Below are 14,610 nucleotides of genomic sequence, written 5' to 3' on the forward strand. Positions count from 1 at the left end.
AGGTTTGCTGCGAATCGACCCGTGAAATCGATCCAAATCCACGACCTACTGCGTAGCTTAGAAAACACGACGTTTAACCGGGTAATCAGTACCCACTAACTAAATCAACAACAATGAGAAAGACAGCCGCATGTAAGCAAGGAAAATTAGCAATCGATCGGAGACTGTTCCTGGAAAAGTCGGGAATGGTGTCCTGTATGGCCCTTTTTGGCCTGGGTTTTTTTACCAGTTGTACGGATGCCGACGAACCCATGGCCGATCCCGATGCCGGCAACGCTGGTGGGGCCGGCAATGGCATTCAGGTGACACAGCAGGCGGTTCAGATCGATCTGGATCGAAACGAGGCCCTGGCCAGTTCGGGGGGTTGGTTGCTGATCACGCAGGCCCGGGTACTGGTGGTCAACGTCAATGGGCAGTTCAATGCGCTCACCTCCGTTTGTACCCACTCCCAATGTGACCGAAACTGGTCCTATGGCAACGAGGTATTTACCTGTTCCTGCCACGGTTCCCGCTTTGATACCAACGGGCAGGTAGTCAACGGGCCGGCTGCCAGCCCGCTGCGATCCTATCCGGTCAGCCGGGACGGGGAGAATCTGACCATTAGCTTGTCATGAGGGCAGGTGTAGTTGGTTCGCTCTGGGGGGCTGCTTGCTGCTGCTGTGCCTGCATGCGGGTGCCCAGCAGTACCGGACCGAGTCCGGAGCGGTTGAGTTTTTGTCAACGGCCGCCTTGAACGAATTTACGGGAGAGTCCGGCCAATTAAACGGGCTGCTCGACATGGACAGCGGACTGGTTGATTTTTACATTGACCTGAATACCCTGGATACGGGCATCGGTCTGCGCGATCGACACATGCGCGACAATTACCTGGAGACAAAAAAGTATCCCTTTGCAGAATTCACCGGAAAGCTGGAAAAATCCGGCCCGCTGGAAGTAAACAAGCCCACGGAGGTGCAGGCCCGGGGAACCTTTACACTCCATGGAAAGGAGAAATCCCTAAACATCACCGGGACCCTCACCCGGCTTTCTCCCTCGGAAATCCTGTTGGAAACGGGTTTTCAAGTGACGTTAGGAGATTTTGACATTGAAATTCCAAAACTGATGTTTTACGAATTATCCGAAACGCAAACGGTCACCATTCAGGCACGTTTACAAAAAGTTGACTTATGATCCGTTTATTTCTTTTCACCCTGGCGTTACTGGCGGTTCAGGGAGTATCCCAGGCCCAGCTCGAACGAAAACTGGCCGATGCCGATCGTCCTACCGAGCTGACCTTCCATGCACCCCGGCACATCAACCTGCTGACGGTGGAGCCGCTGGACAAAAAGGTATTGCATTTTGCGATCATGCATACCTTCGGTCCGGTGTCCGGAGGGCTGCGGAATCTGTACGGCCTGGATAATGGGGCCAATATCCAATTTAGCTTTGAATACGCATTCGACGAACGGTTTTCCCTGGGTGCTTCCCGCTCCGGACGGGATAAATTCTACAACTTGTTTGGGAGGTACCACCTGCTGAAGCAAACCGAGAGTGGCAGCGTGCCGCTTTCTGTTTCGCTAATGGGCGCGGCAGGCGTCAACACGTCAGATTATGCTTTTTTACAGGAAGCAGCACCAGACTTTGCGGAGCGGAGCAGTTTTGCCGGGCAACTGATGCTGGCGAGAAAGTTTTCGGAAAAACTCAGCCTGCAAGTCAGCCCCATGGCAGCCTATTTCACCGAAACCTTGCCCGCTTTCCTCATCGAAGGAGAGCAGCAACTGTATCTGGCACTGGGTTTCTCCGGAAAATACAAGATTACCGGAAAGTCTTCGCTGACGGTGCAATGGATTCCGAATTTGAACAGCGATCTGCAGAACAACCTGGGACTGGGCATCGACCTGGAAGCAGGAGGGCACGTGTTTCAACTCTATTTCGTCACGTCCCAGAACTTAAACGAACAGTACCTCCTGGCGGGAGGCAACGGAGCTCCCGGGAAGCGTTTCGCCTCGGATTCAACGTCAACCGCATCTTTGCTACCGGCGGTAACTAGGGGCCCGTTGCAGATGGGGGCGCAGGTCCGCTAGAGAAGGATAAGCATGAAGTAAATGGGGAAGCCGATGGTAATGTTGATGGGGAAGGTTACTGCCAATGCCATGGGTAAGAAGATGCCCGGATTCGCTTTGGGAACAGCCATCTTCATTGCTGCGGGAACAGCGATATAGGAGGCTGAAGCGGCCAGTATGGCAAGCATGAAACGGTCTCCCGGCTCCGGACTGACCCAAGCGCTAAGCAAGGCGACCAAGGAGCCGTTGATAAGTGGAATGACCACGGCAAACAAACTGGTAAACCAGCCGGACCGTAAGAAGTCGGATAATTTCTTTCCGCTGGTGATTCCCATGTCCAGTAAAAAGATCGCCAGGAAGCCCTTGAAAATATCGGTAGTAAACGGTTTGATTCCCTCTGCTTCCTGTTCGTTTGCAAGAAAACCGATGACCAGGCTACCCAGGATGAGGAATACGCTTCCATTGGTCATGGAATGTTTCAACAGGCCGCCCAGGCTGGTCTGCTTGCCCTCACCACCGCCAAACCAGCGAATCAACAATACCCCGAGTATGATCGCCGGGGCTTCCATCAACGCCATTATGGCAACCATATGGCCGCTAAACGTGTAGTTTTGTATCTCCAGAAAACTGGCCGCCGTCACGAACGTGACCGCGCTCACCGATCCGTAGGCAGCAGCGATTGCCCCGGAATTTTCGATTCCCATGCGTTTTTTCAAGATAAAAAACGTGTACAAGGGAATCAGGCAAGCCGTGACCATGCCGAAAAGGATGGACCATACGATTTCCATGCCAAAAGGACTGTGGGCCAGTTCCTGCCCGCCTTTAAAGCCAATCGCAAACAACAAGTACAGGGAGATAAATTTGGAGGAATTTTCCGGGATCTTCAGGTCACTTTTCAGTTTTACCGCAAGTATTCCCAGAAAAAAAACAGGAGGGCCGGATTGGTCAGGCTCTCCAAAAGTAATTGTAGGTTCATGAGAAGGGATTAAGGGACGATTCGCAGCCTTAATTAACAGAATAAACCGATCTCGTCCAAGTTTTTGCGGGCAGGCATTCTATTTTTTGGCTTTGGGTATCGATCAGCATGCCGTTCATTCGGATTCCTTCCTCAGCGATGACTCTGGCTAACAACGGATGTCCGGCCAGGGTCGGGATGAAACGCTCCATGTGCAGTAGCGCCAGTTCGCGCACTTTTTCCCGTTCCGATTCGCAGCGGTTAATCCGGTCGTAATGGTCGATGTATAGGTCAAATAGCTGTTTCTCTGCACGGGAATCCAGTTCCTGTGAATGGCCGATGATTTTTTTCTTTAACGGACAGTCCAGGTTGTGGACCAGGTTGATTTCCTCCACTTGCCCCTTTCTTAAAAAATCGACGACCGCTTCGATAAAGCGGACTTCCTGAAATTGAAATACCGAACCCAGTGCGGTTAGGAAATAATGGTGCATTCCGAATTTTCTTTGGATGTAGCTTTCCGAAAAACCAATCGGGCAAACTAAGTACAGATTTCGTTGCATGGTACAGCATTTCGTTGTCCTTGCAAACTTAAGTAGGATATCTTATTAATGAAAATTTATAATTATTATAAAATGCATAACAAAAATTTATACTAATACCTTGCTAAACTCGATGAGTTGCCTGTTTTTGTCTAGTATTTGAGATACCATTCAAAATTCTTCTGGATAATGGCGGGGGCTTCTTCTTTGATATAAGCGATAAAGGCCTGGGCGACGGGGCTGTGGTTTTTTCCTTTCACCCATACCAATTGCCACATGGTGGCCATGGGCAGTCCTTCCAAGGGGAAAATTTTAATATCGTCGTTATTCAGCTCGTTTTTCAATCCAATGAGCGGCATGATGGAAAATCCCAGTCCGGCGATGACCGCTTGTTTGACGGCTTCATTGGAAGTTAATTCGATTTTTTTGGAAATGGACCAGTGGCTTTGTTCCGCAAAGACCTCCATCATTTGCCGGGTTCCGGACCCTTTTTCCCGGTAAATCCAGTTCAGGGCGTTAAACTGTTCGTTGACCGTCAGGCTATCGTTTATAGTAGCTTTGGAATTCCCTACCAGGTACAACTTGTTTGGAAGCAGGTCAATGTGCTCCAGATTGAGTTTTTGGGGCAAAATGGATACCATGGAAAAATCCACCGCGTTATCCTCCAGGCTTTCGATGACCTGCTGTTTGTTCGTTACGTCCATTAGTAATTCCACGCCCGGATGCTTTCGCAAAAACTCCGAAAGAAAGTAAGGCATCACGTATTTTGCCGTAGAGACGATGGAGATTTTCAGTCGCCCTGCCAGCTGCCCCTTGTATTGCAGGGTTTTTTGGTTGATGCCGTTTACCTGATTGATGATTTCGGAGGCGGCTTCCGCAATTTCTTTTCCAAACTCGGTAATGTAGATTTTTCTGCCCACGACCTCCGTCAGCGGGATGTCAAATTGCGCTTGAAAATTTTTTAATTGTATGGAAACTGCCGGTTGGGTCAGGTGAAGTTGCTCCGCTGCTTTCGTCACGCTTTGCGTTTGGGCCACTGTCAGGAAGACCTGCAGCTGGTTTAATGTATAATGCATCGCTTATGTATTATACATCAAATATATTTATTTATTTATTTTTTACTAAATTTTCACCAGGGAAATCTTTTGTACCCGCCTCCTGACCGGTACGACGCGCTCTTTCCCACGAGGGATCGACTGTTTCCCAGCGGGGAAGGTCTTTTTGGCAGGGAGGGGAAACCGGGGATGCACAACGCATGCAGGGGGATCGCTTTTGGCTTGCCCCTTGCAACCCCTGGGGGCTTGCCCCGGAAGGTGTATGGAGAAAGAAATAGCTAATGGGAAATCAGCTTAAAATGACACAGCTTGTTTTGTTGTTGTTGCTGCCTGGCAATTTTCAGTTTAAGCTGGTAGAATGCCTCCAGTAGGCGGGCGCTGTCGTATTCCCCGGCGTCGATTGCCTTGAAACCGGCCAGCTCTATCCATTTTTTTAGTTTGGTCTTGTTTTCGTTGTTTTCTCCGCAAAAGTACGTTTCCTGAATGATGCCCAGGGGATCGGATAAGGGGTAGTCCAGTCCCAGATTATTGAAGGCTTTGTAGAGATTCTTGGTACCTAGCTTTTCCATGAGTGGGAAAGCATCTCCGCCGTTTTCCTCCTCATACGTACCATTGGTGCAGTCCACGATGATTTTCTTCGGATCCCTGGCTTGCAGCAGGCTGTCGCAGATACCGGGCAGGCATTGGGTTTCGCAGCAGATAAAGACCAGGTCCGCACCGGCAATGGCAGCGGGATAAGGCAGCACCTTGTCGGAATTTTTGTTGTAAATCTTCCAGGCGATGTCCGTGATTGTGTAATTCCTTTTTACGCCAAAGACCACGTTGATTCCCCGGTTCATGTACCGGTACCCCAGATTCCTGGCCAGTGAGCTGTCTCCTAAAATTGCGATGTTCATCCTATCTTCCCGTTCGTTTCATTATTACCCAATCGAATGATACTGCGCATTCGTTTGGGAAATGTACATAAATAGGTCGGAAATGTAAAATATTATACTGAAAAAATCGAATTTATAAAATAAAAAACAGTAAAGGTGGGACAAAAAGCAAATAGTGTCACATAAAACTTTATTGTTTTTTTTGGACATTCCCTAGACTTCTTTCAATTGGCTACCCGGCAACAGGGCCAGGAGTAGCAGTCCGGAAAAAACCAGAAGCAGCACCTGCACACCAAAAACCCCTGCCAGCGTACCCAGTGCCGCGCCAATGAGGGTGAAGAGCCCGATGGCTGTATTGGACAGGGAGACGTAGGAGGGGCGATCCGCCTCCGGGGCAAAATCCACCAAATAGGTCTTTCGGCTCAACCGGGCGCCCCCGTGCACCATGACCTGGATCAGGAATAGCAGGGCCAGGAAGTAGTTTTGCTGCAGGGCATCCGGCCACAAGGGAAAGGAGGCCATAAGGGCCACGTTGCTTGCACCAAGTGCAGCCACGAGTAGCATGAGTTTTTTGCTGGATCGGTCGGCAAATCGCCCCCAGAAGGGACTGCTGATCACACCGGCGATCCCTGCTGCCAGTACCATCAAGCCCAGGTTGGCAAAAGCCGCTCCGAGCTGCTGCCGCCCCAGGATGACAAAAAAGGGTTGGGCCAGTGGGATGGCCATCAAGAGTCCCCGTGTCACCACGAACAGGCGAAGGTTGCGGTCAGCTCGCCAAAATCCCCAGGCTTTTTTTAGTTCCTGTAAGGGAGTTCTCCCTCCCGAGGTTGCGCCTTTGTCCTCCACGATCCGGCTGAAGATAAGGCCGGAAACCGCCCACAATACCGCTCCGGACAGCACCAGCAAGGCGAGGACCGTTCGGTCGCTGTTTTCGGATAGATCGGTCAGCAGCAGTGATCCGGCCGCCAGCGTGAGTATGCCTCCTGCCGAGGCCCGCATGGCCAGCAGTTGTCCCCGCTTCCCCTTTGGAATGGTCTTGGCCGTGACGTCTTTAAAGCCAATGCTCGCTACCCCACTGCTGCCGCTAAAGACGACCAGACAAGCCAGCAGCATCCAGCCAGCCCAGGCGCCTTCTGCGTTCCACACCACCCCGGCCATGGCCAGCAGGGAAAGTGCCTGAACCCAGGCGGGAATGACCCAGAACCATTTTCTCCGGGGATAGGAACGAATCTTCGCTGAAACCAGCAACTGTGGCAATAGCGATCCCGCGTCCTTGATCGGAACCAGGGCACCCGAGAAGGCGCCCGGAACACCGATGGCTGCCAGTATCCAGGGCAGGGTGGTCCCGGGATGCACCAGTTGTTCGGCCAATTTGGACAAGGCCCCGCTCGCGACATTTTTTGCGAAATTATTGGGAACCTCCCGACAGGCCGAATCGGATATATTGGCACATGCGCGCACTTCCCCCTCGTCTGTGATCCATTCGTATACCTTTTCGGTCAAAGCCTCTTTTTTTCTCATGCGGGAGCCGGAAATCGTTGCCTTCAAAAGTAAAAATTATCCCCGTCCTATCCAGTAATTGGTGCAATGTTTGCAGGTTAGTTGGTATATTTTAACACAAATACGACTCATGGATACATTTCAAGTAAAAATTCTCGATAAGCAAGCAGTGACACACGATACCTACGCTTTCCAGGTAGAAAAGCCCAAGGGGTATACCTTTGAACCGGGGCAGGCGACGGAAGTAAGCCTTTTGAAAGAAGGTTGGGCCGAGGAAAAACGACCCTTTACGTTCACGAGTCTTCCTTCGGATGCCTACCTGGAGTTTATCATTAAGACCTATCCGGACCACGAAGGGGTCACCAAACGGCTCCGGGATGCCGAGGTGGGCGATCGGTTCGAAATAGGAGATGCCTGGGGGGCAATTGCTTACAAGGGTCCGGGTGTATTTATCGCCGGCGGAGCAGGGATCACCCCGTTTATTTCCATTTTTCGGGACTTGCGACAGAAGAATGCGCTAGCTACCAACGAACTGGTATTTGCGAATAAAACGAACGACGATATCATCCTCTTTGAGGAACTGAAGTCGATTTTGGGCCATAAGTTTTACAATATCATCGAGAAGCAGGCGGACACGGCCTACGATCAGGGGAGGATCGACAAGGCGTATTTGGAAAAGAAAATCACGGATTTTCAGGACCGGCATTTTTACCTGTGCGGCCCGGAGGGCTTCATGAAGGCGGTTGAGCAGGCCCTGGGGGAACTGGGTGTGAAACCCGATTCCCTGGTTTTTGAACAGTAATCCGCTACCAATTCATGTATGGATTTAGGGGTGCCCAGCGTTGGATTTTACCCCGACGTAGGTAATTAAGCCATCTATTGCGGGAGGTGACCAGGTCAAAATCGTCCACCCCAGGTAGCCGATCGATCGGGTGATCAAGGCAGTTGCAATGGCGGAAACCGACGATCAATCCTAAAAAATCGATCCGTACCAATGGACAGGTTTGGCCCACACCCATCGATGGATGCCGGCGAAGACCGTAGGAGAGGAATTGCGTCCAAACGCCTGATGGAGGAGCAGTTTGTGTTAAAAAAAATCCCCCTGCTTTCTTGGCAAGGGGGAATTGTTCGCGATTAGATGGTTGGCAGTGGGGGCATCAGGCGGAGCCTTGGTCCGCTCAACTTTGCTGGGGCCGCAAGGAATGCTTTTTTCCAGCCATGCTCCCGTACCGCATCAGGCAAGGGAGGCGATGACTTTTGCCAGCCGTTCCCTGACTTCCCGGGCCAGGGGTTTGATTTCCTCCTTACCTACCGGTACCATCGCGGCTTCCGGGTCAATGGCCGATACTTCAAATTTTCCATCAGGCAATTGACGGATGCTCACGTTGCAGGGCAGCATGGCGGTCATGTTGGGATCGATCGTCAGCACCTTGTCGGCGAAGACCGGGTTGCAGGCACCCAGTATCAGCATGGGCGGGTAGTTTTTGTCCAGTTTCTTTTTCATGGTGGCCTGAATATCTATTTCGGTCAGTACACCAAACCCCTCTTCCTTGAGCGCGGCGGTTACTTTTTCTTTGACTATGTCGATGGAAGCGGCTTCCATTAGTTGATCCATGTGGTAATTCATCGTTCCGTTTATTTTGGTTGAAAGAATAAGGGAAGGTACGCGAAATTCGTGCCAGGGCCAGTGACTTCGGTCACAGGGGCCGTGATTGCCGAATCGAAAAGCCGGGGGCGGCTCCTTAGCTGATCATTCGAAGAATGGCCAGGAAGTGAAACACCGTACCGGTCAGCACAAAAAGGTGCCAGACGGCATGGGCAAACCGCATCTTTTTTCGGGTGTAGAAAAATACGCCCAGGGTGTAGGCCAGACCTCCTGCTCCCATCCACAGGATCGTCTGCAAAGACAGCTGTGCCAGCAAGGGTCGGATAAAGAAAATCGCCAGCCAGCCCATGCTCAGGTACAGGGCCAGCGATAATTTTGGAAACCGGTGGGTGTAAAAGAGTTTAAACACCAATCCGAGCAGGGTCAGGCCCCATACGATGGCCAGGTAGATCCATCCGGCGGTTCCGCCCAGTCCGATCAGCAGGAAGGGAGTGTACGTTCCGGCGATGAGCAGGTAGATGCTGATATGGTCGAAGGTACGCAACAGGGATTTGACCGGGCCGGGAGGAAAGGCATGGTAGAGGGTGGAGAAGGTGTACATCAGCAGGATGGTACCGCCAAAGATGCTGCAACTTGCCACGTGCAAGGGGCTGCCGTTCAGTACCGAAAATACCACCAGCAAGGCGATGGCTACGATGCTAAACAATATCCCAAAAAGATGGGTGATGCTATTGGCAAACTCTTCGTTCAGGCGTTGCGTTCGTTCCATGGGGCAGGACAGTGGGTACCGGTGCAAATATCGGGTACAAAAGCACGGGGAACCAGTAGTTCCCCGGTTTATCCCTTGTTTTTATTGGCTGCTTGCCCGATTTGTCGGTAGCCTGGAACGGTTACCGGGTGTCCGGCTTCCCGGGGTAGGTTGCAGGGCTGCAGACCCGCCGGGATGCGCAGGCTTGCTTTTACTGATTTTAGAGAGAGCCACCTGTCCCCGGCCGACCTGCCGGTCTCCGGCGGTCCGGCGGAAAGAAAAAGACCCCGGCGAGCACCGGAGCCTTTTTTTAAAAAAGATTCAAGGAGTAATAAAAAAATGGTCGCTGTATTACTGTACCAAAAGTAGGTTGAAGGATCCGGAAAGCCGGCGATCGCCGGTTAAGGATTCGTTATAAAATCATCGGCCGGTTAATATTTCAGTAACATCTTTCCCAACCCGGTCCGGATACAGCCGGTATCTCGGTTTATTTTTGTATTTTTGCAGGAATTTATGAAAGCAAGAACCTTAAAAAAAGACAAAGTCAATATCGTCACCATGGGCTGTTCCAAAAACCTGGTGGATTCCGAAGTATTGCTGAGCCAGCTTCGGGGAAACGGCATTGACGCCCGTCACGAATCCAATGCCGGGGACCATAACATCGTCATTATCAATACCTGCGGTTTTATCGACAATGCCAAGCAGGAATTGATCAATACCATCCTGGAGTATGCGCAGGCCAAGGAGCAGGGATTGGTCGACAAGGTCTACGTCACCGGGTGCCTCTCGCAGCGATACAAGGACGAGCTGGAGGTAGAAATTCCCCAGGTGGATGCCTTTTTCGGCACCAGGGATTTGCCGGCCTTATTGAAGAAGTTTAAAGCCGACTACAAACACGAACTGGTAGGGGAGCGCCTGCTCACGCATGCTTCCCACTATGCCTACATGAAGATTTCGGAGGGTTGCGATCGTCCCTGCTCCTTCTGCGCCATTCCCTTGATGCGCGGAGGGCACGTGTCGCGCCCCATCGAGGAGTTGGTCCAGGAAGCCCGACACAAGGCCGCCAACGGTACCCGGGAACTGCTGCTGATCGCCCAGGACTCTACCTATTACGGGCTGGACCTGTACAAGAAAAGGCGCCTGGCCGACTTGCTGCGGGCGCTTTCCGATGTGGAAGGCATCGATTGGATCCGCCTGCACTATGCCTACCCCACCGGCTTTCCCCTGGAGGTGCTTGACGTGATGGCAGAGCGGGAGAATATCTGCAATTACCTGGACATTCCCCTGCAACACGGATCCAGCGCGGTGCTGAAAGCCATGCGAAGGGGTACCAGCCGGGAGAAGCAGGAAGCCCTGATCTGGCAGATCCGCGAGCGCGTACCCGGTATTGCCATTCGCACCACCCTGATCGCCGGGCACCCCGGAGAAGGGGAGCGGGAATTTGAGGAAATGATGGACTTTGTGCAGCGTATGCGTTTCGATCGACTGGGCGTTTTTACCTATTCCCACGAGGAAAATACCCATGCCTACAGCTTGCCCGACGAGGTGCCGGCCGAGGTGAAGCAGGAGCGGGCGAATCGGCTGATGGCAGTACAGGAACAGATTTCCTTCGAGCTCAACCAGGAAAAAATCGGAAAAACCTTTCAGGTGTTGATCGATAAAAAGGAAGGAGGGTATTTTGTGGGCCGAACGGCCTACGATTCCGTGGAGGTGGATAACGAGGTATTGATCGACGCCGGCAGCCAGTATTGCCGGATCGGTGACTTTGTTCGGGTCCGGATTCGGGAGGCCACCGAATTTGACCTGTACGGGGAGGTAGTCCAGGCCCGTCCGGAATAAGCGAATCGTTGCGATCCTATCATCATTCAGATTATGCAATTAGTAGAAGTCAGCACCCAAGCACATCGAAAAGAATTCATCGAAATGGCCGTCCGGTTGTACCGGGGGAGAAAAACTGGATCCGCCCGCTGGACCAGGACATCGAGGGATTGTTTCATCCCGAGACCAATAAATTATTCAAAAGCGGAGGGAAAGCCATTCGCTGGCTGTTGCTGGATGCCGGGGGGCAGACGATTGGCCGCGTTGCTGCCTTTGTCAACCCCAAGTGGAAGGAAAAGCAGCCCACGGGGGGGCTGGGGTTTTTTGAATGCGTGAATAATCGGGAGGCTGCCTTCCGCTTATTCGATGCGGCAAGGGATTGGCTGCAGTCCCAGGGCATGGAAGCCATGGACGGTCCGGTCAATTTTGGCGAGCGGGACAAATGGTGGGGCCTGCTGGTGGAGGGATTCTCCCCGCCCAACTACAATATGTACTGGCATTTCCCCTACTACCGCTCCTTTTTTGAGGAATACGGCTTTCAGATTTATTTCCGTCAGTTTACCTACATGCGCAAGGTACGCGGCGTGGTGATGGACCCCAAGATGGAAGCCCGGGCCAAAGCCATACGCGAAGACCGGAACCTCACCTTTCGTTACCTGAAAGGAAAGGAACTCTGGGATAGATTTCCGGAATATTTCATGAAGGTCTATAACAAGGCCTGGGCGGGCCATTTGGGAAAGACCATTTCCGAGCGGGAGGCCCGGCTGATTCTGAAAAACATGAAACCCATCGTGGACCCCTACTTGGTCTATTTTGGCTTTTACAAGGAAGAGCCCATCTCCTTTTTCGTAAGCATTCCGGAGATCAATCAGGTATTTAAGTACGTCAACGGCAAATTGGACCTGATGGGCAAATTGAAGTTTCTTTGGCACAAGACCCTGCATCCGCCCGATAAGATGCTGGGGCTGGTATTTGGCGTAGTGCCGGAGTTTCAGGGCAAGGGTGTGGAAAGCGCCATGGTGACCGAATACCGGGATACGATTGCCGAAAAGAAATTGTCCTACGAGACGATTGAAATGAATTGGATCGGGGACTTTAACCCGAAGATGATGCGGGTATGCGAGCAACTCAATGCCAGCATCTACAAAACCCACCATACCTACCGGTACCTTTTTGACCGGGAAAAACCCTTCGAACGTCACAAAGTACTGGGATGAGGCAAACCGGAACGATTCATCAGCTGCTTCGACTGGCCTGCACCGGGGCGATCGGTTTGCTTTTTACTACGTTTGCCGGTGCACAGGAAGAACGCAGCCGTCAGGCCCCCGAGCTCGACGCGCTTTTGCAGGGTTCCGGGCTCAGCGGCAGCCTGCTGGTATACAGTGCAGCCGAGGATCGGTACTATTCCAACGATTTTGAACATGCCCGGCGCGGACAATTGCCTGCCTCTACCTTTAAGATCCCCCATTCCCTGATTGCGCTGGAGCTGGGAATCGCGAAAGGCGCGACCACGCTATTCGTTTGGGACGGTGCGCCACGGGCCATGAAGCAATGGGAGCAGGATTTGACCTTTACCCAAGCCTTTCACCGGTCCTGTGTGCCCTGCTACCAGGAAATTGCCCGGAAAGTGGGTCTGGACCGGATGAGGGAGTACCTGGGGCGCCTGGATTACGGACAGATGGACGTACGGGCCGACAACCTGGATCAATTTTGGCTGCGGGGAAATTCCCGTATCAGTCCCATGGAACAAATCCGCTTTTTGCGTCGCCTGTATGCGGGGGATTTGGCGCTGCGTCCGGAGACCCTGGCGGTATTTCGTGCCCTGATGGTGATCGAGGAAGGCCAGGGCTACCGGCTGAGTGGCAAGACCGGATGGTCGGTGGATCGGGGCGTAGACAACGGTTGGTTTGTGGGCTATCTGGAGAAGGAGGGAGCGGTGTATTTTTTTGCCAGCAATCTGGCCCCCTTGCCGGGAACATCGGATGCCGTTTTTCTGGAGGCCCGAAAAAGCCTGACCCTGGAGGCGTTGCGGGTGCTGGGTATGTTGTAGGCACCAAATTTTTGGGATTATCTTTTTCAACTTCCTGGTGTGTTACAGGTACGCGCTTTCGCCGTTATTTTTGGCGGAGCCCGATAGCTGCTTGCAGCTGATACGCCCTCAAAGCCAGACGGTATCAATCCGAATACAAACGTTTACAAACATTTATAATCGTTTGTAAACGGTTATTTTACGGCTTTTGCATGCCGGTACATTTTTATTGGTAAGAAAAATGTATGGAAAAGCTAATTCTTTACCGACCTCACCCAAAATCCGGACGGTTTAAGGTGTATATCCCTTATTCGTGTAAAACGGAGCGGGCCCAATTTAAATCAATAAGCGGAAGTTTTTACCATCCCAGCCAGCGTTTGTGGAGTCTGGTAAATACCGAAGAAAACATTGAGCTTGTGAAAAGGCTTTTTGGTAAAAAAATGGAGGTTTCTGGTACTCCGACACAATCGCCTAAAATGCCGGTTTTTGTCCTGAACGAAGAAAGTCAGCAGGAACTAGACCGCCTTCATCAGAAATTGGTACTGATGGGCTTTAGTCCGTCTACCGTAGGCAATTACAAAAGTGCCTTTTCAAAATTTCTGAAATTTTTTGAGTCTCGGGATTTACTGGATCTGAGCAAGGAAGAGATCGAAGGCTTTGTATACCATCAGGTAAGCAAGTTCAGACTTTCCGAATCTTCCCAAAATAGCTTGATCAACGGGATAAAAGCCTATTTTGAGCATGTATTGGGTAGGCCCAGAGAATACTACGAAATCCAACGCCCAAAACGAAGCAACAGTTTGCCTAATGTATTGAGCAAGGAAGAAGTAGTACGACTGATACAGCATACCGAAAACCAAAAGCACCGGACGATCTTATTGACTATTTACAGCGCGGGATTGCGGATCAGTGAAGCCATTCGGCTGCGGATCTGCGACATCCATTCTGCAGAGGGATACCTTTTTATCAAGGGGGCAAAAAACAAAAAGGACCGCAAGACAGTCCTTTCACCCGTTTTATTGCAGGAACTCCGTGCGTATTACAAGGCTTACCGGCCGTCCTATTGGATATTTGAAGGACAGGACGGGGGGCACTATTCAACGACAAGCATACAGGCAGTCTTCCGGAGAGCCGTCAAAGCCAGCGGGATCAACCCCTGGGCGACGGTGCATAGCCTACGGCACAGTTTTGCTACGCATCTGCTGCAGTCGGGAACCAATTTACGGATGATCCAGGTATTGCTGGGGCATAGCCGGTCCACGACTACGGAGATTTACAGCCATATTCTGGCTGTTTCCAACAAAAATGTGGTGTCTCCGCTTGATTCCTTATCCGAAATCCTTAATTTGTCCAATGAAAACCGGGAGAGGGGGGATGGACATAGTACATATACACGCAACTCCCCACCTAAAACATAGCTTTATACAATTGTTGGGCGTCATA

13 protein-coding genes and 2 pseudogenes are annotated in these 14,610 nt (G+C 51.6%); 8 read left to right on the plus strand and 7 right to left on the minus strand.

All coding sequences use genetic code 11. The annotated features are described in order from the left end of the window. Window positions 1-113 precede the first annotated feature (113 nt). The 3 genes from ABWH99_RS09505 to ABWH99_RS09515 are packed head-to-tail and all read left to right on the plus strand — an operon-like array spanning window position 114 to window position 2,063. Window positions 114-614 (plus strand): ubiquinol-cytochrome c reductase iron-sulfur subunit, encoded by a 501-nt coding sequence (locus tag ABWH99_RS09505; RefSeq protein ID WP_375586043.1) that lies wholly within the window; start codon window positions 114-116, stop codon window positions 612-614. A gap of 34 nt (window positions 615-648) precedes the next feature. Continuing rightward, window positions 649-1,170, plus strand: a complete 522-nt coding sequence (locus ABWH99_RS09510; protein ID WP_375586044.1) for a YceI family protein — start codon at window positions 649-651, stop codon at window positions 1,168-1,170. Continuing rightward, window positions 1,167-2,063: a DUF5777 family beta-barrel protein gene (locus tag ABWH99_RS09515; RefSeq protein WP_375586045.1), complete on the plus strand. Its 897-nt coding sequence runs from the start codon at window positions 1,167-1,169 to the stop codon at window positions 2,061-2,063. Before ABWH99_RS09510 ends, ABWH99_RS09515 begins: the two co-directional genes overlap by 4 nt. Here ABWH99_RS09515 and ABWH99_RS09520 read toward each other — a convergent pair. The 5 genes and pseudogenes from ABWH99_RS09520 to ABWH99_RS09540 all read right to left on the minus strand — a co-directional run bounded on the left by ABWH99_RS09520 (window position 2,060) and on the right by ABWH99_RS09540 (window position 6,987). After that, window positions 2,060-3,018 (minus strand): annotated as a pseudogene (locus ABWH99_RS09520) (sodium-dependent bicarbonate transport family permease). The gene ABWH99_RS09515 and the pseudogene ABWH99_RS09520 overlap by 4 nt on opposite strands. Window positions 3,019-3,047: 29 nt before the next feature. Then, window positions 3,048-3,488 carry a hypothetical protein gene (locus ABWH99_RS09525; protein WP_375586046.1) on the minus strand — a complete coding sequence of 147 codons (441 nt, stop codon included), beginning with the start codon at window positions 3,486-3,488 and terminating at the stop codon, window positions 3,048-3,050. Window positions 3,489-3,688: 200 nt separating this feature from the next. Next, the gene (locus tag ABWH99_RS09530) at window positions 3,689-4,612 is read right to left on the minus strand and encodes a LysR family transcriptional regulator (RefSeq protein ID WP_375586047.1); all 924 of its coding nucleotides are present in this window, start codon (window positions 4,610-4,612) and stop codon (window positions 3,689-3,691) included. Window positions 4,613-4,869: 257 nt separating this feature from the next. Next, window positions 4,870-5,487, minus strand: coding sequence for an NAD(P)-binding domain-containing protein (locus ABWH99_RS09535; RefSeq protein WP_375586048.1), 618 nt, complete (start codon window positions 5,485-5,487; stop codon window positions 4,870-4,872). A 192-nt stretch (window positions 5,488-5,679) separates the two neighbouring features. Next, entirely contained in the window at window positions 5,680-6,987 is a 1,308-nt protein-coding gene (locus ABWH99_RS09540; RefSeq protein WP_375586049.1) for an MFS transporter, read from the minus strand. 109 nt (window positions 6,988-7,096) lie between these two features. Here ABWH99_RS09540 and ABWH99_RS09545 point away from each other — a divergent pair, with 109 nt between their 5' ends. Beyond that, the gene (locus tag ABWH99_RS09545; protein WP_375586050.1) at window positions 7,097-7,768 is read left to right on the plus strand and encodes an FAD-binding oxidoreductase; all 672 of its coding nucleotides are present in this window, start codon (window positions 7,097-7,099) and stop codon (window positions 7,766-7,768) included. A 432-nt stretch (window positions 7,769-8,200) separates the two neighbouring features. On the opposite strand, the gene ABWH99_RS09550 is transcribed toward ABWH99_RS09545, so the two are convergent. Continuing rightward, window positions 8,201-8,593, minus strand: coding sequence for a DUF302 domain-containing protein (locus ABWH99_RS09550; RefSeq protein WP_375586051.1), 393 nt, complete (start codon window positions 8,591-8,593; stop codon window positions 8,201-8,203). 115 nt (window positions 8,594-8,708) lie between these two features. Then, a complete protein-coding gene (locus tag ABWH99_RS09555) occupies window positions 8,709-9,341 on the minus strand; it encodes a hemolysin III family protein (protein WP_375586052.1) in 633 nt (210 codons plus the stop codon). A 492-nt stretch (window positions 9,342-9,833) separates the two neighbouring features. Here ABWH99_RS09555 and rimO point away from each other — a divergent pair, with 492 nt between their 5' ends. The 4 genes and pseudogenes from rimO (at window position 9,834) to ABWH99_RS09575 (ending at window position 14,585) form a co-directional block, all read left to right on the plus strand. Further along, window positions 9,834-11,159 carry a 30S ribosomal protein S12 methylthiotransferase RimO gene (gene rimO, locus ABWH99_RS09560; protein ID WP_375586053.1) on the plus strand — a complete coding sequence of 442 codons (1,326 nt, stop codon included), beginning with the start codon at window positions 9,834-9,836 and terminating at the stop codon, window positions 11,157-11,159. 33 nt (window positions 11,160-11,192) lie between these two features. Next, window positions 11,193-12,355: pseudogene (locus ABWH99_RS09565) on the plus strand (hypothetical protein). Next, window positions 12,352-13,188, plus strand: a complete 837-nt coding sequence (locus tag ABWH99_RS09570; RefSeq protein ID WP_375586054.1) for a penicillin-binding transpeptidase domain-containing protein — start codon at window positions 12,352-12,354, stop codon at window positions 13,186-13,188. The pseudogene ABWH99_RS09565 and the gene ABWH99_RS09570 overlap by 4 nt, the downstream one beginning before the upstream one ends. A 224-nt stretch (window positions 13,189-13,412) precedes the next feature. Continuing rightward, window positions 13,413-14,585 carry a tyrosine-type recombinase/integrase gene (locus tag ABWH99_RS09575; protein ID WP_375586055.1) on the plus strand — a complete coding sequence of 391 codons (1,173 nt, stop codon included), beginning with the start codon at window positions 13,413-13,415 and terminating at the stop codon, window positions 14,583-14,585. Window positions 14,586-14,610: the final 25 nt, after the last annotated feature.

It is taken from the genome of Cyclobacterium xiamenense (assembly GCF_042140265.1).
GTDB classification, from domain to species: Bacteria; Bacteroidota; Bacteroidia; order Cytophagales; family Cyclobacteriaceae; genus Cyclobacterium; species Cyclobacterium xiamenense_A.

What these genes read in the sequence shown, in the direction of transcription:
- ABWH99_RS09505 (WP_375586043.1), top strand. Translation starts at nt 114, where the DNA reads ATGAGAAAGACAGCCGCATGTAAGCAAGGAAAATTAGCAATCGATCGG.
- ABWH99_RS09515 (WP_375586045.1), top strand. Translation starts at nt 1,167, where the DNA reads ATGATCCGTTTATTTCTTTTCACCCTGGCGTTACTGGCGGTTCAGGGA.
- ABWH99_RS09525 (WP_375586046.1), bottom strand. Translation starts at nt 3,488, where the DNA reads ATGCACCATTATTTCCTAACCGCACTGGGTTCGGTATTTCAATTTCAG.
- ABWH99_RS09530 (WP_375586047.1), bottom strand. Translation starts at nt 4,612, where the DNA reads ATGCATTATACATTAAACCAGCTGCAGGTCTTCCTGACAGTGGCCCAA.
- ABWH99_RS09535 (WP_375586048.1), bottom strand. Translation starts at nt 5,487, where the DNA reads ATGAACATCGCAATTTTAGGAGACAGCTCACTGGCCAGGAATCTGGGG.
- ABWH99_RS09540 (WP_375586049.1), bottom strand. Translation starts at nt 6,987, where the DNA reads ATGAGAAAAAAAGAGGCTTTGACCGAAAAGGTATACGAATGGATCACA.
- ABWH99_RS09545 (WP_375586050.1), top strand. Translation starts at nt 7,097, where the DNA reads ATGGATACATTTCAAGTAAAAATTCTCGATAAGCAAGCAGTGACACAC.
- ABWH99_RS09550 (WP_375586051.1), bottom strand. Translation starts at nt 8,593, where the DNA reads ATGAATTACCACATGGATCAACTAATGGAAGCCGCTTCCATCGACATA.
- ABWH99_RS09555 (WP_375586052.1), bottom strand. Translation starts at nt 9,341, where the DNA reads ATGGAACGAACGCAACGCCTGAACGAAGAGTTTGCCAATAGCATCACC.
- rimO (WP_375586053.1), top strand. Translation starts at nt 9,834, where the DNA reads ATGAAAGCAAGAACCTTAAAAAAAGACAAAGTCAATATCGTCACCATG.
- ABWH99_RS09570 (WP_375586054.1), top strand. Translation starts at nt 12,352, where the DNA reads ATGAGGCAAACCGGAACGATTCATCAGCTGCTTCGACTGGCCTGCACC.
- ABWH99_RS09575 (WP_375586055.1), top strand. Translation starts at nt 13,413, where the DNA reads ATGGAAAAGCTAATTCTTTACCGACCTCACCCAAAATCCGGACGGTTT.